General features: G+C 47.2%; 28 protein-coding genes. 27 read left to right on the plus strand and 1 reads right to left on the minus strand.

The annotated features are described in order from the left end of the window. The first annotated feature begins 93 nt into the window (after nucleotides 1-93). The 23 genes from rnc to pgeF all read left to right on the plus strand — a co-directional run bounded on the left by rnc (nucleotide 94) and on the right by pgeF (nucleotide 20,457). Complete coding sequence (gene rnc / locus DXA57_RS03185; RefSeq protein ID WP_117764541.1) at nucleotides 94-792, plus strand: ribonuclease III; 699 nt, start codon at nucleotides 94-96, stop codon at nucleotides 790-792. A 4-nt stretch (nucleotides 793-796) separates the two neighbouring features. Further along, a complete protein-coding gene (gene smc / locus DXA57_RS03190) occupies nucleotides 797-4,357 on the plus strand; it encodes a chromosome segregation protein SMC (protein WP_117764543.1) in 3,561 nt (1,186 codons plus the stop codon). Between the two features lie 15 nt (nucleotides 4,358-4,372). Beyond that, nucleotides 4,373-5,311 (plus strand): signal recognition particle-docking protein FtsY, encoded by a 939-nt coding sequence (gene ftsY / locus DXA57_RS03195; RefSeq protein WP_117764952.1) that lies wholly within the window; start codon nucleotides 4,373-4,375, stop codon nucleotides 5,309-5,311. A 77-nt stretch (nucleotides 5,312-5,388) separates the two neighbouring features. Continuing rightward, entirely contained in the window at nucleotides 5,389-6,606 is a 1,218-nt protein-coding gene (gene ilvA / locus DXA57_RS03200; protein WP_117764545.1) for a threonine ammonia-lyase, read from the plus strand. After that, a complete protein-coding gene (locus DXA57_RS03205) occupies nucleotides 6,593-7,279 on the plus strand; it encodes a phosphatase PAP2 family protein (RefSeq protein ID WP_199612672.1) in 687 nt (228 codons plus the stop codon). The genes ilvA and DXA57_RS03205 overlap by 14 nt, the downstream gene beginning before the upstream one ends. A 42-nt stretch (nucleotides 7,280-7,321) precedes the next feature. After that, nucleotides 7,322-8,383: a lysylphosphatidylglycerol synthase transmembrane domain-containing protein gene (locus DXA57_RS03210; RefSeq protein ID WP_330423184.1), complete on the plus strand. Its 1,062-nt coding sequence runs from the start codon at nucleotides 7,322-7,324 to the stop codon at nucleotides 8,381-8,383. Between the two features lie 19 nt (nucleotides 8,384-8,402). Beyond that, a complete protein-coding gene (locus tag DXA57_RS03215) occupies nucleotides 8,403-9,026 on the plus strand; it encodes a CDP-alcohol phosphatidyltransferase family protein (protein ID WP_117764549.1) in 624 nt (207 codons plus the stop codon). Between the two features lie 10 nt (nucleotides 9,027-9,036). Further along, the gene (locus DXA57_RS03220) at nucleotides 9,037-9,963 is read left to right on the plus strand and encodes a phosphatidylserine decarboxylase (protein WP_243005703.1); all 927 of its coding nucleotides are present in this window, start codon (nucleotides 9,037-9,039) and stop codon (nucleotides 9,961-9,963) included. A gap of 74 nt (nucleotides 9,964-10,037) precedes the next feature. Continuing rightward, nucleotides 10,038-10,355 (plus strand): YlxM family DNA-binding protein, encoded by a 318-nt coding sequence (gene ylxM / locus DXA57_RS03225; protein ID WP_117764551.1) that lies wholly within the window; start codon nucleotides 10,038-10,040, stop codon nucleotides 10,353-10,355. Next, on the plus strand, nucleotides 10,355-11,704 hold the full coding sequence (gene ffh / locus DXA57_RS03230) for a signal recognition particle protein (RefSeq protein ID WP_117764553.1): 1,350 nt from the start codon (nucleotides 10,355-10,357) through the stop codon (nucleotides 11,702-11,704). Before ylxM ends, ffh begins: the two co-directional genes overlap by 1 nt. Nucleotides 11,705-11,739: 35 nt before the next feature. Next, nucleotides 11,740-11,985, plus strand: coding sequence for a 30S ribosomal protein S16 (rpsP, locus tag DXA57_RS03235; protein ID WP_117764555.1), 246 nt, complete (start codon nucleotides 11,740-11,742; stop codon nucleotides 11,983-11,985). A gap of 23 nt (nucleotides 11,986-12,008) precedes the next feature. Next, the gene (locus DXA57_RS03240; protein ID WP_117764958.1) at nucleotides 12,009-12,239 is read left to right on the plus strand and encodes a KH domain-containing protein; all 231 of its coding nucleotides are present in this window, start codon (nucleotides 12,009-12,011) and stop codon (nucleotides 12,237-12,239) included. A gap of 113 nt (nucleotides 12,240-12,352) precedes the next feature. Then, complete coding sequence (locus DXA57_RS03245) at nucleotides 12,353-13,165, plus strand: C40 family peptidase (protein ID WP_117764556.1); 813 nt, start codon at nucleotides 12,353-12,355, stop codon at nucleotides 13,163-13,165. A gap of 15 nt (nucleotides 13,166-13,180) precedes the next feature. Further along, nucleotides 13,181-13,693 carry a ribosome maturation factor RimM gene (rimM, locus tag DXA57_RS03250; protein ID WP_117764558.1) on the plus strand — a complete coding sequence of 171 codons (513 nt, stop codon included), beginning with the start codon at nucleotides 13,181-13,183 and terminating at the stop codon, nucleotides 13,691-13,693. Beyond that, nucleotides 13,690-14,424 carry a tRNA (guanosine(37)-N1)-methyltransferase TrmD gene (gene trmD, locus DXA57_RS03255; protein ID WP_117764560.1) on the plus strand — a complete coding sequence of 245 codons (735 nt, stop codon included), beginning with the start codon at nucleotides 13,690-13,692 and terminating at the stop codon, nucleotides 14,422-14,424. The genes rimM and trmD overlap by 4 nt, the downstream gene beginning before the upstream one ends. Before the next feature lie 3 nt (nucleotides 14,425-14,427). Then, nucleotides 14,428-15,888 carry a hypothetical protein gene (locus DXA57_RS03260; protein ID WP_117764562.1) on the plus strand — a complete coding sequence of 487 codons (1,461 nt, stop codon included), beginning with the start codon at nucleotides 14,428-14,430 and terminating at the stop codon, nucleotides 15,886-15,888. 142 nt (nucleotides 15,889-16,030) lie between these two features. Continuing rightward, nucleotides 16,031-16,378 (plus strand): 50S ribosomal protein L19, encoded by a 348-nt coding sequence (gene rplS, locus DXA57_RS03265; RefSeq protein ID WP_117764564.1) that lies wholly within the window; start codon nucleotides 16,031-16,033, stop codon nucleotides 16,376-16,378. A 60-nt stretch (nucleotides 16,379-16,438) separates the two neighbouring features. After that, nucleotides 16,439-16,984: a signal peptidase I gene (lepB, locus tag DXA57_RS03270; protein ID WP_117764566.1), complete on the plus strand. Its 546-nt coding sequence runs from the start codon at nucleotides 16,439-16,441 to the stop codon at nucleotides 16,982-16,984. A gap of 23 nt (nucleotides 16,985-17,007) precedes the next feature. Continuing rightward, complete coding sequence (ylqF, locus tag DXA57_RS03275) at nucleotides 17,008-17,847, plus strand: ribosome biogenesis GTPase YlqF (RefSeq protein WP_117764568.1); 840 nt, start codon at nucleotides 17,008-17,010, stop codon at nucleotides 17,845-17,847. 39 nt (nucleotides 17,848-17,886) lie between these two features. Next, a complete protein-coding gene (gene lepB, locus DXA57_RS03280; RefSeq protein ID WP_117764570.1) occupies nucleotides 17,887-18,429 on the plus strand; it encodes a signal peptidase I in 543 nt (180 codons plus the stop codon). Nucleotides 18,430-18,440: 11 nt separating this feature from the next. Continuing rightward, nucleotides 18,441-19,202, plus strand: coding sequence for a ribonuclease HII (locus DXA57_RS03285; RefSeq protein ID WP_117764572.1), 762 nt, complete (start codon nucleotides 18,441-18,443; stop codon nucleotides 19,200-19,202). Between the two features lie 37 nt (nucleotides 19,203-19,239). Then, the gene (locus DXA57_RS03290; RefSeq protein WP_117764960.1) at nucleotides 19,240-19,593 is read left to right on the plus strand and encodes a YraN family protein; all 354 of its coding nucleotides are present in this window, start codon (nucleotides 19,240-19,242) and stop codon (nucleotides 19,591-19,593) included. Nucleotides 19,594-19,605: 12 nt separating this feature from the next. Beyond that, nucleotides 19,606-20,457, plus strand: a complete 852-nt coding sequence (pgeF, locus tag DXA57_RS03295) for a peptidoglycan editing factor PgeF (protein ID WP_117764574.1) — start codon at nucleotides 19,606-19,608, stop codon at nucleotides 20,455-20,457. Between the two features lie 74 nt (nucleotides 20,458-20,531). On the opposite strand, the gene DXA57_RS03300 is transcribed toward pgeF, so the two are convergent. Continuing rightward, nucleotides 20,532-21,707, minus strand: a complete 1,176-nt coding sequence (locus DXA57_RS03300) for a ribose-phosphate pyrophosphokinase (RefSeq protein ID WP_117764576.1) — start codon at nucleotides 21,705-21,707, stop codon at nucleotides 20,532-20,534. A gap of 152 nt (nucleotides 21,708-21,859) precedes the next feature. Between DXA57_RS03300 and DXA57_RS03305 the strand changes: the two genes are divergently transcribed. From DXA57_RS03305 to DXA57_RS03320, 4 genes are read left to right on the plus strand one after another with little or no spacing between them, the layout of a single operon-like run. Continuing rightward, nucleotides 21,860-23,230, plus strand: coding sequence for a DUF512 domain-containing protein (locus DXA57_RS03305; RefSeq protein WP_117764578.1), 1,371 nt, complete (start codon nucleotides 21,860-21,862; stop codon nucleotides 23,228-23,230). Then, nucleotides 23,223-24,551: a ribosome biogenesis GTPase Der gene (gene der / locus DXA57_RS03310; RefSeq protein ID WP_117764580.1), complete on the plus strand. Its 1,329-nt coding sequence runs from the start codon at nucleotides 23,223-23,225 to the stop codon at nucleotides 24,549-24,551. Before DXA57_RS03305 ends, der begins: the two co-directional genes overlap by 8 nt. A gap of 2 nt (nucleotides 24,552-24,553) precedes the next feature. Then, nucleotides 24,554-25,207: a glycerol-3-phosphate 1-O-acyltransferase PlsY gene (gene plsY, locus DXA57_RS03315; RefSeq protein ID WP_117764582.1), complete on the plus strand. Its 654-nt coding sequence runs from the start codon at nucleotides 24,554-24,556 to the stop codon at nucleotides 25,205-25,207. Nucleotides 25,208-25,237: 30 nt separating this feature from the next. Next, nucleotides 25,238-26,251: an NAD(P)H-dependent glycerol-3-phosphate dehydrogenase gene (locus tag DXA57_RS03320; protein ID WP_117764584.1), complete on the plus strand. Its 1,014-nt coding sequence runs from the start codon at nucleotides 25,238-25,240 to the stop codon at nucleotides 26,249-26,251. The last annotated feature ends 95 nt before the right edge of the window (nucleotides 26,252-26,346 follow it).

The following is a 26,346-nucleotide window of genomic DNA, read 5'->3' on the forward strand; positions in this document are numbered from 1 at the left end:
TTCTATTGAACGCAAAGCGGCTGCGTTCATGAAAAAGCTGCGAAAGTGGATTGAGAACATCTGTTTTATAACAGTGGAAAAGGAGAAAAAACAATGGAAAATCATCAGTTTGAGCTACTGGAGAAAAAGAGCGGGTATCATTTTCAAAATCCCCTTCTCTTGAAGCAGGCTATGACCCACAGCTCTTACGCAAATGAACATAAGGCAAAAGGCTACCATGACAATGAAAGACTGGAATTTCTGGGAGATGCCGTTCTTGAGGTGGTCAGCAGTGAATTTCTGTTCCGCAATTATCCGGCTCTTCCGGAAGGAGATCTGACAAAGCTGCGTGCCAGTATTGTCTGTGAACCCACGCTGGCTCTTTGTGCAAGGGCACTGGATCTGGGAGATTTTCTTCTCCTTGGCAAAGGCGAGGAGCATACCGGGGGAAGAAAAAGAGATTCTATCGTATCAGATGCAATGGAAGCCCTGATCGGTGCGATTTATCTGGACGGTGGTTTTGCTAGTGCAAAAGAGTTTGTACATCGCTTTATTATGACGGATATTGAGCATAAAAAGCTCTTTTATGATAGCAAGACTATTTTACAGGAACAGGTACAGAAAAACTGGCATGACGGAGAAATAGCCTATGTGCTCACCGGTGAAGAAGGTCCGGATCATGACAAGACCTTTCTGGTGGATCTCTACGTGGCAGGAGAAAAGAAGAGCAGCGGAAAAGGCCGGACCAAAAAAGCGGCTGAGCAGGATGCTGCTTACCGCTGTCTGATCAACTGGAAAGAAAAACAGGAGTAACTGCATGTATCTGAAGAGCATTGAAGTACAGGGCTTTAAATCCTTTGCGAATAAGATCCTGTTCGAGTTCCACAACGGAATTACCGGTATCGTGGGACCAAACGGCAGCGGAAAGAGCAATGTAGGGGATGCGGTACGCTGGGTTCTTGGAGAACAGAGTGCCAAATCTCTCCGTGGTGCCAGCATGCAGGATGTTATCTTTTCCGGAACAGAAAACCGGAAACCCATGGGCTTTGCTTCTGTCTCTATCACAATGGATAATTCAGACCATAAGCTTCCCATTGAATTCGATGAAGTGACGGTCACGAGGCGTGTCTACCGGTCAGGAGAAAGTGAATACCGCATCAACGGTTCTGCCTGCCGTCTGAAAGATATCAATGAGCTGTTTTACGATACCGGTATCGGTAAGGAAGGCTATTCCATCATCGGACAGGGGCAGATCGACAAGATCCTGAGTGGAAAACCGGAAGAACGGCGGGAGCTTTTTGATGAAGCCGTTGGCATTGTCAAATTCAAACGGCGAAAAGCGGCTGCCCAGAAAAAACTGGAGGATGAACGCCAGAATCTGGTCCGCGTCAATGATATCCTTTCGGAACTTACCAGACAGCTGGGACCGTTGGAAAAACAGTCCGAGACAGCAAAGATCTATCTGAAAAAAAGAGATGAACTGAAAGTTCTGGATGTCAACATGTTTCTTCTGGAAATGGAAGAGAGCAGGACAGAGCTGGAGGCACTTGAGGAAAAACTGGCAATTTCCGAAAGAGATCTGAAAGAAAACAACCAGAAGTATGAAAAAATCCGTACGGAGTATGACCGTCTGGAAGAAAAAATTACCCATCTGGACGGCCAGATCGAAGGGGAGCGGGCAAGAAACAGCGAGAACCAGCTGAAACGCCAGCAGCTGGCCGGACAGATGGATGTCCTGCGGGAACAGATCCGTTCCGTGGAGACTTCCCGGAAAAACCAGCTGGAACGTCTGGAGATCATTGAAAAAGAACTGGAAGAGCGAAAAAAAGAGCTGGAAAGCAGCCGCCAGGAATTCACAGATCTGAAGGAAGAGAGAAAGAAGGCACAGGAAGAGGAAGAAGATACTTCCGTGGAAAATGATGCCATTGAAGCATCCATTTCTCATCTGAACCGGGAAATAGAAGGGGATAAAAATGAGATCATCCGGATCCTGAACCAGCGTGCTTCGACCAAGGGAAAGATCCAGCGGTATGACACGATGATGGAGCAGAATCAGATCCGTCGGGCGGAAGTGAGCCAGAAGCTCTTAAGACTTCGAAGTGAAGAAAACGAACAGGAAGATTCCCTGAAAGAATTACAGGAAAAATACGAAACGGTTTCTGACCGGATCGAAGAACTGACAGAAGAAAGCCGTACGTATGAAGATGCGGTGGAAAAGCTTCGTCAGGAACTGATGACGCAGAATCAGCAGGCGGAGCAGGGACAGACGGCTTTTCACCGTGAGGCCTCCCGTCTGGAATCCCTGAAAAACATCACAGAACGATATGACGGATATGGAAACAGCATCCGCCGCTGTATGGAGCAGAAAGCACGGGAGCCCGGTCTTCTCGGTGTGGTAGCTGACCTGATCAAAGTGGAAAAAGCCTATGAGGTGGCTATAGAGACAGCTCTTGGCGGCAGTATTCAGAACATCGTTACCGCAGATGAAGAGACTGCCAAGCGGATGATCGATTTTCTGAAGAAAAATAAATTTGGTCGGGCAACGTTTCTGCCCCTGACCAGTGTGGGCCTAAGAGGCGGTTTTACGGATAATGGAGCCTTAAAAGAACCGGGAGTCATCGGTCTTGCCAGTACGCTTGTCCGGGCAGATCAGGAATACGAAGGTCTGGTCCGTTACCTTCTTGGCAGGGTAGTAGTAGTGGATACCATCGATCATGCGGTGGCTCTGGCCAGAAAATACCGGTATTCTCTGCGGATCGTTACGCTGGAGGGAGAACTATTAAGTCCCGGCGGTTCCATGACGGGTGGTTCCTTCAAGAATTCCAGCAATCTTCTGGGCCGGCGTCGTGAGATCGAGGAGCTGGAAGAGAGCGTAAAACTTCTGAGGAAGGATCTGGATGCGCTGAATCAGTCTATCGATAAAAACCGGAGCAGGCGGAATGCGTTGAGAGATAAGATCGCAGCGCTGGCAGAAAAACTCCAGAAGGAATATCTGGTCCAGAATACGGCAAAAATGGAGATCAGCCAGATGGAAGCCAGACGGGATGAAACAGCCTCCGGTTATCATCATTTGAAGGATGAGGCTGTGGAGATCGAAACGCAGATGGCAGAGATCAAAGAGGAAAAACTCCGGATTCAGGAAGAACTGGATGCTTCTGTGAAACAGGAACAGGAACTCAATGAGCGGATCGATAGGAACCAGAAAGCCCTGGAAGAGGAACGGGCCAATCTGACGGAACAAAAGCAGCGTTTTGAAAATGTGCATCTTCGTCTGGCAGGCTTTCTCCAGAAGGAAGATTTCCTGAAACAGAACACCAGCCGTATGGAACGGGAAGTCCGAAGCCTGAATGAGGAAAAGCTTTCTGTTCAGAAAAAACTGGAAGACGGAGAGACAGAAACACTTCAGAAAGAAGAAAATCTGAAAAAAATCCAGGAAAGCATCGATTCCGGAGCAGGCATCCAGAAGGAAACGGAAGAAAAGATCAAAGCTCTGACGGAAGAAAAAAATACTTGCATGGTGACTCAGAAAGGGTTTTTCAGTGAGCGGGAAGCTTTGACGGAGCAGAAGAGTCTTCTGGACAAGGAAAATTTCCGGTTGAGTGCCCGTCAGGAAAAACTGGCGGAAATCAGGGACAGCAGGATTAATGATATCTGGGAACAGTACGAGCTGACCCCGGGCAGTGCGAAAGAACTGAAACGGGAAGAATATCAGGAGATGAATCCGCTTCGGAAAGCAGTCGCAGACCTGAAAAATGAGATCCGGTCTCTTGGAAGCGTTAATGTCAATGCGATCGAGGAATACAAAGAACTTTTTGACCGTCATGGCTTTCTGAAGGAACAGCATGATGATCTGGTGGAGAGTGAAAAAGTGCTTCTCGGTGTCATCGATGAGCTGGATGCGGGTATGCGCCGGCAGTTTGAAGAAAATTTTGTCCGGATCCAGACAGAGTTCGATAAGGTTTTTCGCCAGCTTTTCGGCGGCGGCCATGGCAAACTGGAGCTTGTGGAGGGCGAAGATATCCTTGAGGCGGGTGTCCGCATCATTGCACAGCCGCCCGGAAAGAAGCTTCAGAATATGATCCTGCTTTCGGGCGGTGAGAAGGCACTCACAGCGATCGCCCTGCTTTTTGCGATCCAGAATCTGAAACCGTCTCCGTTCTGTCTGCTGGATGAGATCGAGGCGGCACTGGATGAATCCAACGTTGCCAGGTATGCAAATTATCTTCATAAGTTGACAAAAAATACACAGTTTATTATTATAACACATAGACGGGGCACGATGGCGGCTGCCGACCGCCTGTACGGCATCACCATGCAGGAAAAAGGAGTGTCCGCCCTTGTCTCGGTAAATCTCATTGAGGATGACCTGGATGAGTGATAAATGGAGTGGAATATGGAAGAAAAGAAAGGTTTTTTTAAACGTCTGGTAGAAGGGCTGACCAAGACCAGAAACAATATCGTATCGGGGATCGATTCGATCTTCAGCGGATTTTCAAGCATTGATGACGATTTCTATGACGAGATCGAAGAGATCCTCATTATGGGAGATCTCGGGATCAACGCCACGACGTCCATCATTGAAGACCTGAAGAGAAAGGTGAAGGAGCAGCACATCAAAAATCCGTCCGAATGCAAAGAGCTTCTCATTGAAAGCATCAAGGATGAAATGAATGTGGGAGAGACGGCCTATGAGTTTGAAAACCGCACATCGGTGGTGCTGGTCATCGGTGTCAACGGTGTGGGAAAAACCACAAGCATCGGTAAACTGGCCGGTAAACTCAAGGATCAGGGCAAAAAAGTAGTTCTGGCGGCAGCGGATACCTTCCGTGCGGCAGCCGGAGAGCAGCTGGTAAGCTGGGCAAACAGGGCCGGTGTGGAGATCATCAGCGGTCAGGAAGGCTCGGATCCCGGAGCGGTAGTCTATGATGCCATTCAGGCAGCCAAGGCAAGACGTGCGGACGTTCTTCTGGTGGATACCGCCGGAAGACTTCACAACAAAAAGAATCTCATGGCGGAGCTCGGAAAACTCAACCGGATCATTGAAAAAGAATATCCGGAGGCTTACCGGGAGACGCTGGTCGTACTGGATGGCACCACCGGGCAGAATGCACTGGCACAGGCGAAGGAGTTCAAAGAGGTGGCAGATATCACCGGTATCATCCTGACAAAGCTGGACGGAACCGCCAAAGGCGGTATCGCAGTAGCGATCCATTCCGAACTGGGTATTCCGGTGAAATACATCGGCGTGGGAGAGAGCATTGATGATCTTCAGAAGTTCGATGCGAACCAGTTTGTAAATGCACTTTTTGACGTAAACCAGGACAAGCAGTAAAACATTCAACGATTCAGAACGTTTCGTTCAACCGGTCACAGAACATCATAAAATCATACAGAAAGAAGGAAAACATCATGGAGCAGTTGACCATTGAAAAATTTGAAGAGGCATATAACATCGTAAGAGAGGCTGCCACAGAGACGAAGCTGGTATACAGTGATTATTTCTCAGAGCAGACAGGCAACAAGGTCTATCTGAAGCCGGAAAATATGCAGGTGACAGGTGCGTATAAGATCCGTGGAGCCTATTATAAGATCAGTACCCTTACGGATGAGGAAAGAAACAAAGGTCTGGTTACCGCTTCCGCAGGAAACCATGCGCAGGGTGTGGCTTATGCAGCAAAGAAGTTCGGTGTGCGTGCAGTGATCGTGATGCCGAGCACCACTCCGCTGATCAAAGTGAACCGTACAAAGAGCTACGGCGCTGAAGTGGTATTAAAAGGGGACGTTTACGATGATGCCTGCGAGTATGCAAAAGAACTGGAAGCAAAAGAAGGTCTGACCTTTATCCATCCCTTCAATGATCTGACTGTTGCAACCGGTCAGGGAAGCATTGCCATGGAGATCGTAAAAGAGCTTCCTCTGGTGGATTACATTCTGGTTCCCATCGGCGGCGGCGGACTGGCTACCGGTGTTTCTGCTCTGGCAAAGCTTTTGAATCCGAAGATCAAGGTGATCGGTGTGGAGCCGGAAGGAGCTGCCTGCATGAAGGCTTCTCTCAAAGAAGGCCATGTAGTGACTCTGCCGACAGTCAATACCATCGCTGACGGTACAGCCGTGAAGACACCGGGAGACAAGCTTTTCCCGTATCTTCAGAAGAATCTGGATGATATCATCACCATTTCTGATGCCGAGATCATCGGTTCCTTCCTGGATATGGTAGAGAACCATAAGATGATCGTGGAGAACTCCGGTCTTCTGACAGTAGCAGCCCTGAAACATCTCAAACCGGAAGGAAAGAAAGTGGTTTCCATCCTGAGCGGCGGTAATATGGATGTGATCACCATGTCTTCTGTGATCCAGCACGGACTGATCCTGCGTGACCGTATCTTTACCGTATCTGTCCTGCTTCCTGACCGTGCCGGTGAGCTGGCAAGAGTGGCAGCTGTTGTGGCAGAAGAGCAGGGTAATGTGATCAAACTGGATCATAACCAGTTCTTCAGCACCAATCGTAATGCGGCTGTGGAACTGAAGATCACGGTAGAGGCATTCGGAACAGAGCATAAAGAAAAGATCGTCAAAGCTCTGAAGGACAATGGGTACAAACCCAAACTCACACATGCAAATCTGTAAAAGATTATTCGGAAAATACGGTTATGCAGTGATTCCGCTTCTCAGTACCTTTCTTTTAAACGATCTGGTGTACTGGGGCGGAATGGCTATTGCAGGAAACCGCTACCATTTTGATCTTACCCTTGACCTGGACCGGAGGCTTCCCTTCGTTCCAGGCTTTGTGTATATTTATCTGATCTGCTATCTTTTCTGGGTCGTAAATTATCTTCTTGCAGCAGGAAACGGAAAAGATTACTTTTACCGTTATCTGACCGCAGATCTGACTGCCCGCGTTGTCTGTTTTCTGTTTTTTGTGTTTTTCCCTACTACGAATCTCCGCCCGGAGCTGGTCGGAGATTCTCTCAGCATTACGCTTCTCCGGTGGCTTTATCAAATGGATAAACCGGAAAACCTGCTTCCGTCCATTCATTGTATGAACAGCTGGTTCTGTTATATTGCCGTGCGCGGGAGAAAGGACATTCCCTGCTGGTACCGGATTTTTTCCTTTGTATTTGCCTGGCTCATTGCCTTGTCTACTGTTTTGATCCGTCAGCACGTGGTAGTGGACATTGCAGCTGGCTTCCTTTTGGCAGAAGCGATGTGGCAATTTTATGGAAAAATGAAATATTACAAAAACGTAAGACAATTTTATGAAAAAATCAATGGTATAATTCGTCGAAAATTGCTAAAATAGAAACAAGCGTTACAGACAGGGACGGAAAAAGGGGGACCGGATATGGAATTTATCAGGAAAAACAAAAAGAGCATTCTGGAGATTCTGTTTCTGGTGCTTCTGGTGGCATTTACTTTTTATGCGCTTCTGAAAGATCAGGAGCTGGAAGAGATCGGGCGTGTTATGGAGACAGCAGATCCCGGCTGGCTCATCGCGGCACTTGCCCTTGTCATCGTTTTTGTGTGCAGTGAATCGGTGATCATTCACTATATGATGACATCTTTGGGAAAAAAGACGAAGCTGCATCAGTGTATCCGCTACAGCTTTATCGGTTTCTTTTACAGCTGTATCACACCATCTGCTTCCGGCGGCCAGCCGGCACAGATCTATTATATGGGCAAAGACGGACTGGATGTTTCTGTGTCAACGCTGGTGCTGATGATCGTGACCATTACCTATAAGGCAGTGCTGGTACTGGTTGGATTTGTGGTTTTGCTTTTCATGGGGCCTGTGATCCTGGCTTATATGGGGAGTTCACGCTACCTGCTTTATCTGGGAATGGGACTCAATGTGATCGCCGTGACCAGCATGATGATCCTGGTCTTTGTGCCTGGATGGACCAAACGGATCCTGTATTATGGGCTTCGCTTTCTGGAAAAACTTCATCTTCTGAAATACAAAAGGGCACGGACAAGAAAGCTTTTGCTTTCCATGAATAAATACCGGGAAGCCAGTGTCTATTTCAGAACGCATAAAAAAGTAGTGTTTTATGTGATGCTGATCACGATTTTTCAACGTTTCAGCCTGTTCTTTGTGACCTGGCTGGTGTACCGTTCCTTTGGACTTGCCGGAACACCACTGTATCTGGTAGTGATCCTTCAGGCAGTGATCTCTGTGGCGGTGGACATGCTGCCGCTGCCGGGAGGAGTGGGAGTCAGCGAGGGGTTGTTTATGACCATGTTTGAACCGGTCTTTGGTGAGAAGCTTCTGCCCGGTATGCTGTTGAGCCGAGGCATCAGTTATTACGCGTTACTGCTCATCAGTGCAGCGATCACCTTTTATGCACACCTGAAGCTGACGCGGGCTTCTCTGAAAAAAAACAGGAAAATACAGAAGAAAATGTAGAGAGGGAGAAAGAGTAAAAATGTTTATAGGATTTTACAACTATACGGTAGTACTCACTTATATGAGCCTTCTGAGCTCTGTTGTGGGAATGACGGAAGCGCTGGATGGCCGTTTCGGCAATGCGATCGCCTGTCTGGTGGCATCCGGTATCTGTGATATGCTGGATGGAAAAGTGGCAAGGACAAAGAAAGACCGGACGGAGGACGAAAAGAATTTTGGAATCCAGATCGACTCGCTGTGTGATCTTTTCTGCTTTGGAGCGTTTCCGGCATTCCTGACCTACGCTTTGGGCGTGAGAGGTCTGGTTGGAACGGTTTCCATGTGTGTGTATGTACTGGCTGCAGTGATCCGTCTGGGTTATTTCAATGTCAAAGAGATGAGACGGCAGCAGGAAACAGAAGAGCGGAGAAAGAGTTATGAGGGACTTCCGGTCACTTCGATCTCCATTATTTTCCCTCTGATCTACCTTTTAAGACCCTACTGTGGTCACACGGCTTATCTTCGGATTCTTATTGCAGTGATGTTTGTGGTGGCGTTCCTTTTCGTGAGCAAGATCCGTGTCCTGAAACCGGGAAACAAGCTGATGTGCTTTTTTATTGTAGCAGGTCTGGTGATCCTTGGAAAACTGTTACATATCTATTAAGGAAGGAAACATGAAAAAAACAAAAACAGCAATTCCTTCTTCTGTTCATCGCTGTATGGGCAGAGATGGAGTGATACGGGAAGAAAACTCCGGTCAGGACCGGCTTCTCGAAAAGCTTTATACTTCTTTTTACGGCAGAATACTTCTGAAGGTCCTGACACAGCCGGGACTTTCAAGAGCAGCCGGGATTTTTCTTGACCGGAAAGCTTCCTGCTTTCTGATCCGCCCCTTTATTGAAAAGAATCAGATGGATATGAGGCCTTATGTCAAAAGGCCTTATCGTTCGTTTAATGACTTTTTCACCAGAGAGATCCTTCCCACCGAGCGGATGATCGATTGTGATCCATCTCATCTGGTCAGTCCTTCGGATGGAAAGCTTTCTGTTTATCCGTTGGATGAGACAGCAGAATTCACCATAAAGGGAAGCGTTTATACGTTGGAGCGGATTTTGAAGAATCCTGCGCTGGCAAAAAGATACGAGGGAGGCTATGCCTGTGTCTTTCGTCTCTGTGTCGATGATTACCACCGGTATTCTTATCCGGCTGACGGAGAAAAATCAGAGAATATCAGGATTCCAGGCATTCTTCATACCGTAAATCCTGTTGCTGTGGAGTCTGTACCCGTGTATCACGAGAATACCAGAGAATACTGTCTGATCCGGACAGAAAATTTCGGTACGCTCCTTCAGATGGAAGTGGGCGCTATGATGGTTGGACGGATCAAAAATTATCATGGACCAAAACAGGTGAAGAAGGGCAGTGAAAAAGGCAGGTTTGAGTTTGGCGGTTCTACCATTCTCCTTCTGGTCCAGAAGGACCGTGTGGATTTCCGGGAGGAATTTCTGAAACATACGGAACAGGGGATTGAAACGCAGGTGGAAATGGGTGAATGGATCGGAACAGCCGTCTGTGGAACCGGATATTCCGGAGAAGGATAAAAAAATGAAACTTGTCAAGAAAAAATACTTGACAAAAGGGAACTCATCAGTTATGATAGCAAAGGTGACTCGAGATGGAAAAATTTGTAGAACGAACTCTGCTCTATGATTTCTATGGTGAGCTTCTCACAGAGCATCAGCAGAGCATTTATGAGGACGTGGTTCTCAATGATTACTCCTGTACGGAGGTGGCAGCGGAGCGCGGCATCAGCCGCCAGGGTGTTCACGATATGATCCGGCGCTGTGACAAGATCCTTTCCGACTATGAAGAGAAGCTTCATCTGGTGGAACGGTTCCTTGAGATCCGTACGAAGGTTCAGGAGATCCGGAGTTCAACGGATTGTCCGGACAACATCAAGCGCATCGCAGATGAGATTCTGGAGGAGTTATAATGGCATTTGAAAGCTTATCAGAAAAACTTCAAAATGTATTCAAAAACCTGCGCAGCAAGGGTCGCCTGACAGAGGCCGATGTAAAGACCGCTCTGAAAGAAGTCAAGCTTGCACTTCTGGAAGCGGATGTCAGCTTCAAGGTGGTAAAACAGTTTGTCAAAAATGTCCAGGAACGCGCCGTCGGACAGGACGTGATGAACGGTCTGAATCCGGGACAGATGGTGATCAAGATCGTAAACGAAGAACTTGTGAACCTGATGGGCTCTGAGACAACAGAAATCGCGCTAAAGCCCGCAAGTGAGATCACTGTCATTATGATGGCAGGTCTTCAGGGTGCAGGTAAGACCACCACTACAGCAAAGATTGCAGCAAAGCTCAAGAGCAAAGGACGGAAGCCCTTGCTTGCAGCCTGTGACGTTTACCGTCCTGCAGCGATCCGTCAGCTGGAGATCAACGGAGAAAAAGTCGGTGTCGAAGTTTTCTCCATGGGAGACAGACAGAATCCCGTAGATATTGCAAAAGCAGCCGTAGAGCATGCCAGAAATCATGGTCATAATGTTGTGATCCTTGATACGGCAGGCCGTCTTCATGTGGATGAATCCATGATGGAAGAGCTTGAAAAGATCAAGGCAGCTGTGGATGTATATCAGACCATACTGGTTGTGGATGCCATGACCGGACAGGATGCCGTAAATGTATCCGATACCTTCAATCAGAAGGTTGGTATTGACGGAGTCATCCTGACAAAGCTTGATGGCGATACCCGAGGCGGTGCAGCCCTTTCCATTAAGGCAACCTGCGGAAAACCGATCCTCTATGTAGGTATGGGCGAAAAGCTTTCCGATCTGGAGCAGTTTTATCCTGACCGAATGGCTTCACGTATCCTTGGAATGGGAGATGTGATGAGTCTCATTGAGAAGGCACAGGCCAACATCGATGAGGAAAAAGCCAGAAGTATGGAGCAGAAGCTCAAAAAAGCCCAGTTTGGCTTCGATGATTATCTGGAAAGTATGGAACAGATGAAAAATATGGGCGGTATGAGAAAACTGCTGGAAATGCTTCCGGGCATGGGTGGCAGTCAGCTCAAGCAGATCGAAGATGCCATGGACGAAAAGAAAATGGCACAGATCGAGGCTATGATCCTCTCCATGACACCGAAGGAGAGAGCGAATCCCGACCTTCTGAATCCTTCCCGGAAGAAGCGTATCGCTGCCGGAGCGGGAGTAGACATCAGTGAGGTGAACAAGCTGGTCAAACAGTTTGATCAGTCCCGCAAGATGATGAAACAGATGGGCGGAATGATGAACAGTAAAAGTGCTAAAAGAGGCAAGTTTCGGCTTCCCTTTTAAATAATCAATGGAAACCTTAAGGAGGTGAATCAAAGATGGCAGTAAAAATCAGACTGAGAAGAATGGGTCAGAAAAAGAACCCTATCTATAGAATCATTGTTGCTGATTCCAGATCCCCGAGAAACGGTAGATTTATCGAGGAGATCGGAACCTACAACCCGAACACAAATCCCAGCGAGTTCAAAATCGACGAGGAGCTGGCAAAGAAATGGCTGACAAACGGCGCACAGCCGACCGATGTTGTTGCTAAACTTCTTAAAGTAGCCGGAATCGAGAAATAATTAACAAAGAGAGGTGCATGTATATGAAAGAACTCGTAGAAGTTATTGCGAAATCTCTTGTTGAGTTTCCCGAGGAAGTCGTTGTTACTGAAAAACAGAGTGGAAAGACCACAGTTCTTGAACTGAAGGTTGCCCCTTCTGATATGGGAAAGGTTATTGGAAAGCAGGGCCGTATTGCGAAAGCGATCCGTGCTGTGGTGAAAGCCGCTGCTTCCAAGGAAGACCAGAAAGTCGTTGTAGATATCCTGCAGTGACAGTTAAAAACCTCGTGAAAACGGGGTTTTTTCTGTATATAAGGAATTTGCACCAGCTGCGAAGCAGCGGGCAGTTCTACAAAAAACATATTTTATAATGGGAGGGCTGTTTTATGAAAGGAAAGAAAAAGGGAGTTCTGTTGTTACTGATGTTGCTGAGCGTTTTTATGCTGCTTCCGATGGGAGTCAGTGCAGCGAAGCTGAATATGACCACACCGCTGAAGTATTCTGCAAGAGGCTACAAGGTCATTGCCTGGAACAAATCCAGCACCAGCCGTGCTTATGTTTATCAGCAGGCAAGCTTTAAAAAAGGAACGTACGGTTCTCTGGAAAAAGGTGGCGGAATCGTTGTCAACATGTCTAAGGTCAAATATCTGACCAGAAAGATGAAAAAGAAACAGCTGACCTGGATCCCGGTTTATCTGCATAACCGTAAAAAAGCCAATGGTGTTCCGGTAACAGGCTATGTAAATGCAAAAAATATTGCTCTTACAGCTGTTAATATCAATAACATTTCTTCTAACCGTACGGTTCGGACGGCGATCAGCTATGGTTATAAATATCTTGGAACCCGCTTCATTCTTGGCGGAAATTCCATTACCGGCGGAATCGACTGCGCAACCTTTACAAAGCAGATCTACGAGGCGGCAGGAAAGGGTATGCCCTATCCCCACACAGACTATCTGCAGGGTGTATCCAGACAGGTTTCCTACAGAGATCTGAAACCGGGTGATCTGGTATTTTATCTGAAATATGATACCAGCGGCCCCATTGACCATGTGGGTGTTTATATCGGCAACAATCTGATGATCAATGCTTCCGGCCATTATGGAAGCAATTATCCGGAAGGCGGTATCACGATCAAACGGATCGTTTACGGAAACCGCAGACCGGCTCTTTATAAACGTCTTTACGGAATCGACTGAGACTGAGGTGAATGAATGGAAGATTTTTTACAGGTGGGTGTGATCACAGCCACTCATGGAATCCGGGGAGAGGTAAAAGTTTTCCCGACAACGGATGATCCGGAACGTTTTCTGGATCTGAAGACCATATATCTGGATACAGGCAGGGAAAAAATGCTCCTGCACATATCCGGGGTGAAGTTTTTTAAGCAGTTTGTGATCTTGAAGTTTAAAGAATTTGATAACATCAACGAAGTGGAGCCTTTCCGCAAAAAAAGCCTTCTTGTAACAAGAGAGCAGGCAGTTCCTCTCGAAGAGGATGAGTATTTTATCGCAGATCTCATCGGTCTTCAGGTAGTTACGGATGAAGGAGAGCTTCTCGGAGAGCTTACGGATGTTCTTGAGACAGGGGCCAATGATGTCTATCAGGTTACGGATAAAAATGGAAAGGAGCTTCTCCTTCCTGCAATCAAAGACTGTATTCTTTCTGTCGATCTTGAAAAAGGTGAGATGGAGGTACATGTACTGGAAGGGCTGTTGGATTTATGAACTATCATGTACTGACTTTGTTTCCGGAGATGATCCTGCAGGGGCTGAACACCAGCATCATTGGCCGGGCCATTGAAAAGGGCATTCTGAGTCTGGAAGCTGTCAATATCCGGGACTATGCAGGAAACCGCTACGGAAAAGTGGACGATTATCCTTACGGCGGTGGTGCCGGAATGGTCATGCAGGCGGAGCCTGTCTATGCAGCAGTGAAAGATCTGGAAGAACGGATGGGACACAAGCCCAGGGTGATCTATCTGACTCCCCAGGGAAGTGTTTTTCGTCAGGAAATGGCTGTGGATTTTGCAAAAGAAGAAGATCTGGTCTTTCTCTGCGGTCACTATGAAGGCATTGATGAGAGAGTGCTGGAGGAAGTGGTAACGGATTATGTTTCCATTGGAGATTATGTCCTCACAGGCGGAGAACTTCCGGCCATGGTCATGATCGATGCGATCTCCCGAATGGTTCCGGGGGTCTTGAGCAATGGAGAATCCGGAACGATCGAATCCTTTCATGACAATCTTCTGGAATATCCTCAGTATAGCCGGCCGGAGGTATGGCGGGATAAAGCGGTACCGCCCGTACTCCTTTCCGGCCATCATGCCAATGTGGAGAAATGGCGGCGTGAGGAGTCCATCAGGCGGACGCTGGAACGGCGCCCGGACCTTCTGGAGGATGCAAATCTGACGGAAAAGGAGAAACAGTTTCTGGCTTTACTGAAAAAGAGGGAATAAAAAATGATGAAAAAGAAGAGAATCTTTGGTGTCCTCGTCCTGTTTTTGACCTTGTGTGTTTTCTTTGCACCAAGAGTTCAGGCGGCTTATCCGGCAGCTATGTCGGCGGCTCATCCACTGGTCGGCTATCCACTGTCCCGTGCCCGGAAGACGATCGTTTATACGGATGCGGAGAGGAAAAACAAACTCACTTCTCTGAGTTATCGTGAGTTTAGCATTACAAAATATGACAAGGACAGTCAGTCTCTGTATGTGATCTGCAAAGAGGGAAAAAAGACAGTCAAGGGCTGGGTAAAAAGAAATACCTTTTTCTTTACACAGAAATTTCAGGCGGTACAGTCCTTTGCCAATCAGAGCCTGACACTTTATCGCGGAAAATCCAGGAATATGTATTATCAGACGGTGCCTCTTTATGCGGGAGGTTCTACTGTAGGTGAGAGTGGAGCCTGGTATCAGATGACCTTTTATCTGAACGGCCGTTATTATCTTGGCTGGATCCCTAAGGCAGAGTATGGAAAGGTCCGTCTATCCATGGATACCACGGAGCAGCTGCTGGCAGACGGTGTCTACAGCATCCGTGCCCGCCAGAGAAACAGTTTTTCTCTGACGGCAGATACAGAAAAGGAAACTGCCCTTCTCCGAAAGACCACCGGAAAAGAGAATCAGCTTTATACGCTGAAGCATGAGGACAATAACCGGTATACGATCTCTCCCTATGGCAGCGATCGTTACCTGGGACTGAAGGATGGAAAGCTTTCCGTAGTTTCCGAAAAAACACGCTGGATCTTTACCAGATACGGCCGTTATTTTGCTCTCCGTGAAGAGAAGAGCAAAAAGGGCATTGCTTTTGTTTCGGGAAAAGGGATCCGGGAATGGAAATATGCCCGTACCAGTGCCGCACAGAACTGGGTCTTTACCAAAACGACGGTAAAAGAAGAAGAGACAAAGAATACGGTCTTTTCCCAGTATGATCCCAAATGGGGCGGAAATATCTACTGTAACGGCAATCCCGTGCGCACGATCTCTACGTCGGGCTGCGGTGTGGTTTCCTTTGTGAATGCCATCTATGCGCTGAACGGTGAGTATATCGATCCTACCATGCTGGCACAGTATTCGAATTCCCATGGTCATTATTTCTACATGCAGGGAACGGCAGATACTCTTTATGAAGATTTTGCCAGGGCAAAGGGAAAGTTCTATCATTTTAAGTGGGATGGAAAGATCTATGATATGACCTCGTTAAAAAGACATCTGCAAAACGGCGGTACAGCAGTGGCGTTGGTGCCGGGTCATTATATTGCGATCGTTGATTACCGGGAGACAGACAACAGCTTTCTTGTCCTGGATTCTGCCATTTACGGCAAGCGGCCTACCACTATTCATGGCGACTGGATCAACGAAGGAACCCTGAGAAGCGGTACGATGTACTGCTCCTATTTCCATCTGTTCAGCCGTGTGAAATAACCTCTTTGCAGGTTTGAGGTCGTTAGAAAAACTTCTTGCATTTTTCCGGAAGATATGGTAGAGTATTAAATGTTGTGAGTAAGAGATGGTCCTCTGTTACAAGAATTGTATTAAGAACATCCGAATAATAAGGAGGAACACAATGAACGATATTATCAAAAACATCGAAGCTGCTCAGCTCCGTGAAGACGCACCGCAGTTCAACGTAGGAGACACCGTTAAAGTATACGCTAAGATCAAAGAGGGAAACCGCGAGCGTATCCAGGTATTCGAAGGTACTGTTCTGAAGAAACAGGGCGGAAGTGTAAGAGCTACTTTCACCGTTCGTAAGAATTCCAACGGCATCGGCGTTGAGAAGACCTGGCCTTTACATTCCCCGAACGTTGAGAAGGTTGAAGTTGTAAGACGCGGTCGTGTAAGACGTGCAAAACTGAATTATCTGAGACAGCGTGTCGGCAAGAGCGCAAAGGTAAAAGAATTAGTAAAATAAAAAATGGACCAGGGACAATTACGGTAGTAGTTGTCCCTGGTTTGTTATGAGGGAAACATTATGGCGAAGAAGAAACGAAATATTCCCCAGCAGATTTTTCTCTGGGTGTTCCAGATCGTCATCGTGGTGCTGTTCGCTTTTGTACTGGTTTACTTTTTCGGACAGACCAGGACCTGTATCGGTCAGTCCATGAGTGTGACCATCGAAGGCGGAGATACAGTACTTTTGGACGGATTATCTTATAAAATTGGAAATCCCAAGAGAAATGATGTGATCGCTTTTCAGCTGGGAGGAAACCGGGAAGGAGCTTCTTCTGTTAAGAGAATCCTTGGCCTTCCGGGAGAGACGATACAGATCAAAGACGGGATGATCTACATCAATGGAGAAGTTTACCTGGAGAAAAAAGACTACCCGGTGATGACAGATGCCGGTCTTGCGGAGGAACCGGTGACACTTGGTACCAATCAGTATTTTGTACTGGGCGATAACCGGAATAACAGTGAAGACAGCCGTTATGCAGATGTGGGAGTTGTCAGCAGTAAAAATATCGAGGGAAAGGTATGGTTTGTTCTTTCCCCCTCTGATCACATAGGACTTGTAAAGTAAGAACGAAAACGAGAGGATATTACATGAATTATCAGTGGTACCCAGGTCATATGACCAAGGCAAGACGAATGATGCAGGAGGACATCAAGCTCATTGATCTTGTGATCGAGCTGGTGGATGCCAGAGTACCGGCCAGCAGCCGGAATCCGGATATTGATGATCTGGCAAAAAATAAATCAAGACTGATCCTTCTGAATAAGAGTGATCTGGCAGATAAGAGCAAAAATGCCCGCTGGATCGAATATTTTCAGCAGAAGGGCTTCTATGTGCTGGAACTGAATGCGAAAACCGGTGCGGGAATGAAGGCCATTGACGGCGTTATCAAAGAAGCCTGCAGGGAAAAGATAGAGAGAGACCTGAAAAGAGGCATTAAAAACCGTCCGGTCCGGGCAATGGTAGTCGGGATCCCGAATGTGGGAAAATCCACTTTTATCAACAGCTATGCTGGAAAAGCCTGTGCAAAGACGGGAAACAAGCCCGGTGTCACCAAGGGAAAACAGTGGATCCGGCTGAACAAGACGACAGAACTTCTGGATACGCCGGGAATCCTCTGGCCTAAATTTGAGGATCAGTCCGTAGGTCTGAAGCTTGCGCTCATCGGTTCGATCCGGGATGAGATCCTGAATCTGGATGAGCTGGCAATTTCGCTGATCACGTTTCTTTCTACAGAATATAAGGGGATTCTGGCAGAACGTTATGGGATCGAAGAGGAGGGAACATCTCTTTCCATGTTGGAAGCCATTGCGGAGAAGAGGGGCTGCCTCTTGAAGGGAAAAGGACTGGATTACAGCAAAGCAGCCGGAATCCTGATTGAGGATTTCCGCAGCGGCCGTCTGGGAAGACTGACTCTGGAACTTCCGTAAGAAAAAGAAGCGTAAGTATTACAAAAATGGTGGGAGAGTATGAATAAACGTAGATTAAGGAGGCTTTTTTGGGCGTTTGTCTGCATCTGCCTGACTTTTTTTCTGACCTGGTCAGTTGCAGAATTTGTAGGGCAGCGTACGGAGGTGGAGGGTATGTCCATGTCCCCCACATTAAAAGATAAAGAAAATCTGATCCTGGATAAGATCAGTTATCGTTTCCGGGATCCCGAACGGTATGAGATCGTTGTCTTTCCGCCAAAATACAAGGAAAATACGTACTATATCAAGCGGGTGATCGGCCTTCCGGGAGAAACCGTGCAGATTCGAGACGGAGACGTTTATATCGACGGTATGCGGCTGGAGGAGGATGGAGCTTATGGAAAGATCAAAGATCCCGGGCTCGCGGCAGAACCGTTTCTTCTGGGGGAAGAAGAGTACTTCGTACTGGGAGATAATCGAAACGATTCCATAGACAGCCGGGAGCCGGAAGTCGGTGCCGTCCGGCGGGAGGATATTCTGGGAAGAGCTTTTTTCCGGCTCTGGCCGCTGTCAGAGTTTGGTTTTCTCTCCGGAAAAGCATAAGAGGATAAAAGATGGAAAAAAAGATAGCAGAGATCCGGCAGGAATTGGAAACCGCTGATCTTTCAGCCATTCCGGCGCTTCTGGAAGCGTATCGCGTGGATGGAAGAAGCGGAGTTCAAAGTCTGATCGGTAAATATGAAAAAAAACTAGCAGCTCTTGAGAAGGAAAGAGCCCGTCTGGAAGGCATGCGTCATTATGAGCATGCGTATGAAGGACAGTATGAACTGATCTGCGGAATCGATGAAGCGGGAAGAGGACCTCTGGCCGGTCCGGTGGTTGCCGGAGCTGTGATCCTTCCGAAGGATTGTGAAATCCTGGGGCTCAATGATTCCAAGAAACTTTCTGAGAAAAAAAGAGAAGAGCTTTACGATGAGATCATGGAGAAAGCGGTGGCAGCCGCTGTAGGGATCGTGGGACCGGGAAGAATCGATGAGATTAATATTCTTCAGGCAACCTACGAAGCCATGCGTCAGGCAGTCGGAAAGCTTTCCAAAACACCGGAACTTCTTCTCAACGATGCCGTACGGATTCCGGATATCACGCTTCCGCAGGTTCCCATTATCAAGGGAGATGCCAAGAGTGTATCTATTGCAGCAGCCAGTATTCTGGCGAAAGTGACCAGGGACCGGCTGATGTATGAGTATGATAAGATCATGCCGGAATATGGTTTTGCTTCCAATAAAGGTTACGGATCAAAGATGCACATTGAGGCGCTTCAGGAATACGGACCTTCTCCCATTCACAGAAAGACGTTTATTACACATTTCTGCTGATGCTGTCTGCGGGGACTGAGTGGGGAGCCGTATCAAACTGAACAGACGAAAAATCGGAGCGGTCTACGAAATGCAGGCCGCTGCTTATTTAAAAAGAAAAGGATATCAGATCCTGGAGCAGAATTTCCGCTGTCGCCAGGGGGAGATCGATCTCATTGCCCGTGATGGAGGTTATCTGGTGTTCATAGAGGTAAAATACCGCAGTTCTTTGAAAGATGGCGCTCCACTTGAGGCAGTAGACAAGCGGAAACAGAGAAAGATCATCCGGGTGGCAGAATATTATCTTTGTATGCATCCGGAGCAGGCGGCTCTGCCCTGCCGTTTTGACGTGATCGGGATGGAAGACTGCAGGATCCGGCTGCTTAGGAATGCTTTTGACTGCGGCAGATAAAAAGGAGAATATATGAATAAAATCCGAAGAAAATCAGAGAAAAATGTACTGAACTGGCATGGCGAAAAAGCAGTTCCCTATTTTACTTTTCCGGCTTTTGATGAACTGCCGGGGATCATCCATGGATTTTCCAGCCGTCTTGGCGGAGTGAGTGAGGGCTTCCTTTCTTCCATGAATCTGAGTTTCAGCCGGGGAGATGAGCCGGAACGCGTACGGGAGAATTTTCGCCGGATCGCAGAGAGTATCGGTTTTTCTGAAAAGGATCTGGTCTTTTCCATGCAGACTCATACCGCCAATGTTCGTCGGGTGGGAAGAGAAGACTGCGGCAGAGGGCTGGAACGGCCGGTAGGTTACTGTGATGTGGATGGTCTTGTGACCAATGAACCGGGAGTGGTACTGGCGACATTCTATGCGGATTGCGTACCGTTGTTTTTCGTGGATCCGGTACATCACTGTATCGGTCTTTCTCATTCCGGCTGGAGAGGCACTGTAGGCAAGATCGGAAAAGCAACGGTAGAGGCGATGGCAAAAGAATTTGGAAGTGAGCCGGGAGATCTTCTGGCTGCGGTTGGTCCTTCCATCTGTCAGGAGTGTTATGAGGTCAGTGAAGAGGTGATCGGGCTTTTCCGGGAGAACTTTGCAGAGGAACTCTGGCCAAAGCTTTTTTATAGAAAAGACAATGGTCATTATCAGCTCAACCTCTGGGAAGCAAACCGGCTGATCTTTCAGGAGGCCGGAATCCTTCCACAGCACATTACAGTGACTGATATCTGTACCGCCTGCAATCCGGAACTTCTGTTTTCTCACAGGGCTTCCGGAGGAAAAAGAGGAAATCTGGCAGGTTTTCTGGAAATAAAAGCATAAAAAGATCCGCTGTGCAGGAAAAAAATTTCCCGTCGCAGCGGATTTTTTATGTACTATGATAAAAACAGCAGGCTTTATTTTCCGGCGTGATAGCTGGCAAGAAGCTCGTGGATCTTTTCTGTAGGTGACTGTACATGGTTGATGGAGACGTCATGGTTCATGGAGTCAATGATACTTGCCAGGAACTTGCTCATATCAGCCTCTTCGTAATAGGGGCGTGTCAAAAGCTCCGGACGTCTGTAATGAAGGTTTGTGGTAACAACCTTGGAAATATAACCTTTTTCATAATACTCATCAAACTTGTCCAGACCGTCGGTAAAAAGACCAAAGGTAGTGCAGACAAAAACACGACCGGCTTTCCGATCCTTCAGCTGTTTTGCAACATCAAGCATGCTCTCACCGGATGAGATCATGTCATCGATGATGATCACGTCTTTGCCTTCGACAGAATCACCCAGGAACTCATGGGCAACAATGGGGTTCTTTCCGTTGACTACCGTGGAGTAGTCTCTTCTCTTATAGAACATACCCATATCAACACCGAGAATGTTGGCGAAATAAACGGCACGTCCCATAGCTCCTTCATCCGGGCTGATGATCATCAGATGCTCGTTATCGATCTGGAAGTTGGGAACGGATTTGGTCAGCGCCTTCAGGAACTGATAGGTAGGCATGAAGGTGTCAAAGCCCTGAAGGGGGATCGAGTTCTGTACCCGGGGATCATGAGCATCAAAGGTGATGATATTGGAAACACCCATTCTGGTCAGCTCCTGCAGGGCGAGAGCGCAGTCCAGAGATTCCCGTTTGGTACGCTTATGCTGACGTCCCTCATAAAGGAACGGCATGATCACGTTGATACGACGGGCTTTTCCGTTGGCAGCGGAAATGATACGCTTCAGATCCTGATAATGATTGTCCGGAGACATATGGTTTTCATAACCGCAGACCGTGTAAGTCAGGCTGTAGTTCAGCACATCGGCAAGGATAAAAAGATCCGTACCTCTTACGGACTGTTTCAGGATTCCTTTGGCTTCACCGGAACCGAAACGGGGGCAGCAGCAGTCAATGAGGTAGGAATCCTCCAGATACCCTCTGTAGGCGATGGAGTCTTTGGTGTGAGTGGGATTCTCGTGACGGTAATCGCTCAGGTGCTTGTCCACAAGATTTGCGAAATCAAGGCATCCCTCCAGAGAAGCCAGCTTTAAAGGTGCAATAGGAATGGAATTTTGAAGTGGTTCAAAGTTAGGCATGATAGTCCTCCGCAAAAAAATATAAAGATTTACAAAACCTTACATAATCTTAACATTGCAGCAAGAGTGCGTCAAGGGAAATATTTCATCAGCTAATCATTGCATTTTCCGGCATGATTTAGTATGATAATGAAAGCAAAGGAGAAAACAAGATGAAGAAAAAAGATCACCGCCACAGGGTAAGTGCGGTAGAAACGGGCAGTATTGCAGAAGAACTGGGAATTGAACCGGGAGATCTTCTTCTGGCTGTTAACGATCAGGAAATAGAGGATATTTTTGACTATCATTATCTGATCAATGAGGAATATCTGACGGTACTGATAGAAAAGCCGGATGGTGAACAGTGGGAACTGGAGATTGAAAAGGAATTTGAAGACGATCTTGGCATGGAGTTTGAGAGTGGCCTCATGGATGACTATCGTTCCTGCCATAATAAATGTATCTTCTGTTTTATTGACCAGATGCCTCCGGGCATGCGGGAAACCCTTTATTTTAAAGACGATGATTCCAGACTTTCCTTCCTGCAGGGAAACTATGTGACTCTGACAAATATGAGTGAGCATGATATTGACCGTATCATCCGCTATCACCTGGGACCTATCAATATTTCTTTTCAGGCGATGAATCCGGAACTGCGCTGCCGGATGCTCCACAATCGTTTTGCAGGAGAAGCACTGAAAAAAGTAGACCGGCTTTACGAAAACGGAATTGAAATGAACGGTCAGATCGTTCTTTGCAAGGGCGTCAATGACGGAGAAGAACTTCGTTACAGTATAGAGGCACTGGAAAAATATATGCCGGTGCTGCAGAGTGTTTCCATAGTTCCTGTAGGTCTGACAAAATTCCGGGATGGTCTTTATCCGTTGGAGCCTTTCAATAAGGAAGATGCAGGTAAAATTCTGGATATGATCGAACACTATCAGCGGATCTTCTATAAAAAATACGGCATTCACGGGATCCATGCAGGAGATGAGTGGTATCTTCTGGCGGAGAGAGAGCTTCCGGAGGAAGAACGGTATGATGGCTATATCCAATATGAAAACGGTGTCGGCATGCTTCGTTCTCTGATCGATGAAGTGAAAGAGGAGCTGGAACTTCGAAAACCGGATGAGGAAATTTCCCACACCGTATCCCTTGCTACCGGCAGGCTGGCTGCACCTGTTTTAAAAGAGCTGGCTGCTGAGGTAAGAGAGAAGTATCCGAATGTGAAAGCAGAAATTTATCCCATTACCAATGATTTCTTTGGTGAGCGCATCACCGTAGCAGGTCTTCTGACCTTCCAGGATCTGAAGAAACAGCTTCTCGGGAAAAATCTGGGGGAACGCCTTCTTCTTCCCTGTACCATTGTGAAGAGTGATGAGGACCTTTTCCTGGATGATTACCGCGTGAGTGATCTGGAAACTGCTTTACAAACGCCGGTGAATATTGTAAAATCAAGCGGTCGGGCTTTTGTGGAAGCCCTTTTAATGGAAGACGGCGGGGTCCGTCATTCCCAGATAGGTGAGGTGAATAAATATGAGTAAACCAGTAGTAGCAATCGTTGGAAGACCCAATGTGGGAAAATCCACCCTTTTTAATGCGCTGGCGGGAGAGCAGATCTCCATCGTAAAAGATACGCCCGGTGTGACCAGAGACCGTATTTATGCGGATGTGGAATGGCTGAATCATAAATTTACACTGATCGATACAGGAGGAATTGAGCCGGAGAGCAATGATATCATTCTTTCTCAGATGAGGGAACAGGCACAGATCGCCATTGACACGGCAGATGTGATCATTTTTATCACAGATGTACGTCAGGGACTTGTGGATTCTGATTCCAAAGTGGCAGATATGCTCCGCCGCTCCCGTAAACCGGTGCTTCTTGTCGTAAATAAAGTGGACAGCTTCAAAAAATTCATGCCGGATGTTTATGAGTTTTATAATCTCGGAATCGGTGATCCCATTCCGGTTTCCGCAGCATCTCAGCTGGGTATCGGCGATATGCTGGATGAGGTTGTCAAGCATTTTGATGAAAATCAGCTGGAGGATGTGGAGGATGAGCGTCCGCGTATCGCTGTGGTAGGAAAGCCAAACGTCGGAAAATCTTCTATTATAAATAAGCTGATCGGTGAAAACCGTGTGATCGTTTCCAATGTGGCAGGAACGACCCGTGATGCCATTGATACGGAGATCGTATGGAATAAGAAGCCTTATGTATTTATTGATACGGCAGGTCTTCGGCGGAAAAATAAGATCAAAGAAGAACTGGAACGTTACAGCATCATCCGTACAGTGACTGCAGTGGAGCGGGCAGATGTGGTGGTTGTTGTTATCGATGCTACGGAAGGTGTTACGGAGCAGGATGCAAAGATTGCCGGTATTGCTCATGAAAGAGGAAAGGGTATCATTATCGCAGTCAATAAATGGGATGCTGTCGAGAAGAATGATAAGACCATCTATAAATACACCAATGATATCCGGAATACTCTTTCCTTTATGCCTTATGCAGAGATCATGTTTATCTCCGCAGAGACCGGTCAGCGTCTGCCAAAGCTTTTTGAGAAGATTGATATGGTTCTGGAAAATCAGACGCTCCGTGTACAGACGGGTGTGCTCAACGAGATCATGATGGAGGCAGTAGCTCTTCAGCAGCCGCCTTCCGACAAAGGAAAACGTCTGAAACTCTTCTATATCACACAGGTAGCGGTGAAACCGCCGACATTTGTGATCTTTGTAAACGACAAAGAATTGATGCACTTTTCTTATGTCCGGTATCTGGAAAATAAGATCCGTGATACCTTTGGCTTTAAAGGAACCTCTCTGAAATTCATTATCCGGGAGAGACAGGAAAAGGAGAGATGAGTATGTGGGTTCGAATCGGATGCCTGGCCATCGGTTATCTTTTCGGCCTTTTTCAGACCAGTTACATTTATGGCAAGGCCCATGGCATTGATATCCGCAATTACGGCAGCGGAAATGCCGGTACGACCAATATGATGAGGACGCTGGGAACAAAAGCCGGTTTAATCACTTTTTTTGGAGACTGTGTAAAGTGTTTGCTGGCGGTAGGACTGGTATGTCTGATATTTGGAAAAGGTCACAGTGAAATGCTGCCGCTTCTTAAAATGTATGCAGCAGCAGGAACGATTCTGGGGCATAATTTTCCCTTTTATCTTCAGTTTCATGGCGGAAAAGGAATTGCAGCTACAGCCGGTCTGGTGCTGTCATTTGATCCGATCATGGCGGTATTAGGAATCATCACCTTTTTTGGTATTTTTCTCACGACTCATTATGTGTCTCTGGGGTCTCTGCTTGTCTATGCAGGCATCATGATCGAGGTACTGGTGCTCGGACAGACGGGGCATTTTGCCATGAGTCAGCCGCTTCTTTACGAACTATATGTTCTGACGGCAGTCCTGACAGCGATGGCTTACTGGAAACACAGAGGAAATATTGTCCGTCTTCTTCACAGAGAAGAACGGAAAACCTATCTTTCCAACAATAAGAACAAAAAATGATCAAGACCATTCATGAGAGGAGGTAGTGTAATGGCAAAAATTGGTGTGATCGGTGCGGGAAGCTGGGGAACTGCCCTGGCGCTTCTGTGTCATAAAAACGGACATGAGGTAACGATCTGGTCGATCATGAAGGATGAGGTGGAGATGCTCCGGACCAAACGGCAGCATGAAACAAAACTTCCCGGTGTGATCCTTCCGGAAAATATAGAGATCACCAATGATCTCAAAGAAGGTATGGCAGATAAGGATGTGCTGGTCCTGGCAGTTCCTTCTGCGTTTACCAGAAGCACCGCCCGGTCTATGAAAGTGTTTCTGAGACCCGGTCAGCTGATTGTTAATGTGGCAAAGGGAATTGAGGAGCATACCATGCTGACACTTTCCGAGATCATTGAGGAAGAGCTTCCGGAGGCTGAGGTTGCAGTCATGTCCGGACCAAGCCATGCGGAGGAAGTTGGAATCGGTCTTCCGACCAACATTGTGGTCAGCACCCATAAAAGAGCTGCGGCAGAGTATCTGCAGGAGACTTTCATGAGCCCTGTTTTCCGTGTTTATACCAATCCGGATATTCTGGGTGTGGAGCTTGGCGGCTCTTTAAAGAATGTCATCGCTCTTGCTGCAGGGGCTGCGGATGGCCTGGGATACGGAGACAATACAAAAGCGGCTCTGATCACCAGAGGAATCGCTGAGATTACCAGACTTGGCGTGGCTATGGGAGCAAAAGAGGAAACCTTTAACGGACTGACCGGTATCGGAGATCTTATTGTTACCTGTGCCAGCCGTCACAGCCGGAACCGGAAAGCCGGTTATCTCATCGGTCAGGGATACACCATGGATGAAGCCATGAAGGAAGTCAAAATGGTGGTAGAAGGTGTTTATTCCGCCAAGGCTGCCATGGAGCTGGCGACAAAATATCAGGTGGAAATGCCGATCGTAGAGCAGGTAAACAAAGTCCTTTTCGAAAATAAGAGTGCAAAAGACGCAGTTGCCGAGCTTATGCTCAGAGACAAAAAAGTGGAAAACAGTACGCTTGTCTGGGAAGCGTAAGAATGAAAAACGCCTTATTCTGTATAAAACACAGAATAAGGCGTTTTTTACAAAAAAACAGTTGCTTTTTTTGCACAATGGGTGTATAGTACAGA

This window comes from Blautia sp. OF03-15BH (assembly GCF_003463065.1).
Classification (GTDB): domain Bacteria; phylum Bacillota; class Clostridia; order Lachnospirales; family Lachnospiraceae; genus Limivivens.

Excerpts from the sequence above, each read along its gene's own strand:
- rnc (WP_117764541.1), top strand. The coding sequence starts at position 94 with ATGGAAAATCATCAGTTTGAGCTACTGGAGAAAAAGAGCGGGTATCAT.
- smc (WP_117764543.1), top strand. The coding sequence starts at position 797 with ATGTATCTGAAGAGCATTGAAGTACAGGGCTTTAAATCCTTTGCGAAT.
- ftsY (WP_117764952.1), top strand. The coding sequence starts at position 4,373 with ATGGAAGAAAAGAAAGGTTTTTTTAAACGTCTGGTAGAAGGGCTGACC.
- ilvA (WP_117764545.1), top strand. The coding sequence starts at position 5,389 with ATGGAGCAGTTGACCATTGAAAAATTTGAAGAGGCATATAACATCGTA.
- DXA57_RS03205 (WP_199612672.1), top strand. The coding sequence starts at position 6,593 with ATGCAAATCTGTAAAAGATTATTCGGAAAATACGGTTATGCAGTGATT.
- DXA57_RS03210 (WP_330423184.1), top strand. The coding sequence starts at position 7,322 with ATGGAATTTATCAGGAAAAACAAAAAGAGCATTCTGGAGATTCTGTTT.
- DXA57_RS03215 (WP_117764549.1), top strand. The coding sequence starts at position 8,403 with ATGTTTATAGGATTTTACAACTATACGGTAGTACTCACTTATATGAGC.
- DXA57_RS03220 (WP_243005703.1), top strand. The coding sequence starts at position 9,037 with ATGAAAAAAACAAAAACAGCAATTCCTTCTTCTGTTCATCGCTGTATG.
- ylxM (WP_117764551.1), top strand. The coding sequence starts at position 10,038 with ATGGAAAAATTTGTAGAACGAACTCTGCTCTATGATTTCTATGGTGAG.
- ffh (WP_117764553.1), top strand. The coding sequence starts at position 10,355 with ATGGCATTTGAAAGCTTATCAGAAAAACTTCAAAATGTATTCAAAAAC.
- rpsP (WP_117764555.1), top strand. The coding sequence starts at position 11,740 with ATGGCAGTAAAAATCAGACTGAGAAGAATGGGTCAGAAAAAGAACCCT.
- DXA57_RS03240 (WP_117764958.1), top strand. The coding sequence starts at position 12,009 with ATGAAAGAACTCGTAGAAGTTATTGCGAAATCTCTTGTTGAGTTTCCC.
- DXA57_RS03245 (WP_117764556.1), top strand. The coding sequence starts at position 12,353 with ATGAAAGGAAAGAAAAAGGGAGTTCTGTTGTTACTGATGTTGCTGAGC.
- rimM (WP_117764558.1), top strand. The coding sequence starts at position 13,181 with ATGGAAGATTTTTTACAGGTGGGTGTGATCACAGCCACTCATGGAATC.
- trmD (WP_117764560.1), top strand. The coding sequence starts at position 13,690 with ATGAACTATCATGTACTGACTTTGTTTCCGGAGATGATCCTGCAGGGG.
- DXA57_RS03260 (WP_117764562.1), top strand. The coding sequence starts at position 14,428 with ATGATGAAAAAGAAGAGAATCTTTGGTGTCCTCGTCCTGTTTTTGACC.
- rplS (WP_117764564.1), top strand. The coding sequence starts at position 16,031 with ATGAACGATATTATCAAAAACATCGAAGCTGCTCAGCTCCGTGAAGAC.
- lepB (WP_117764566.1), top strand. The coding sequence starts at position 16,439 with ATGGCGAAGAAGAAACGAAATATTCCCCAGCAGATTTTTCTCTGGGTG.
- ylqF (WP_117764568.1), top strand. The coding sequence starts at position 17,008 with ATGAATTATCAGTGGTACCCAGGTCATATGACCAAGGCAAGACGAATG.
- lepB (WP_117764570.1), top strand. The coding sequence starts at position 17,887 with ATGAATAAACGTAGATTAAGGAGGCTTTTTTGGGCGTTTGTCTGCATC.
- DXA57_RS03285 (WP_117764572.1), top strand. The coding sequence starts at position 18,441 with ATGGAAAAAAAGATAGCAGAGATCCGGCAGGAATTGGAAACCGCTGAT.
- pgeF (WP_117764574.1), top strand. The coding sequence starts at position 19,606 with ATGAATAAAATCCGAAGAAAATCAGAGAAAAATGTACTGAACTGGCAT.
- DXA57_RS03300 (WP_117764576.1), bottom strand. The coding sequence starts at position 21,707 with ATGCCTAACTTTGAACCACTTCAAAATTCCATTCCTATTGCACCTTTA.
- DXA57_RS03305 (WP_117764578.1), top strand. The coding sequence starts at position 21,860 with ATGAAGAAAAAAGATCACCGCCACAGGGTAAGTGCGGTAGAAACGGGC.
- der (WP_117764580.1), top strand. The coding sequence starts at position 23,223 with ATGAGTAAACCAGTAGTAGCAATCGTTGGAAGACCCAATGTGGGAAAA.
- plsY (WP_117764582.1), top strand. The coding sequence starts at position 24,554 with ATGTGGGTTCGAATCGGATGCCTGGCCATCGGTTATCTTTTCGGCCTT.
- DXA57_RS03320 (WP_117764584.1), top strand. The coding sequence starts at position 25,238 with ATGGCAAAAATTGGTGTGATCGGTGCGGGAAGCTGGGGAACTGCCCTG.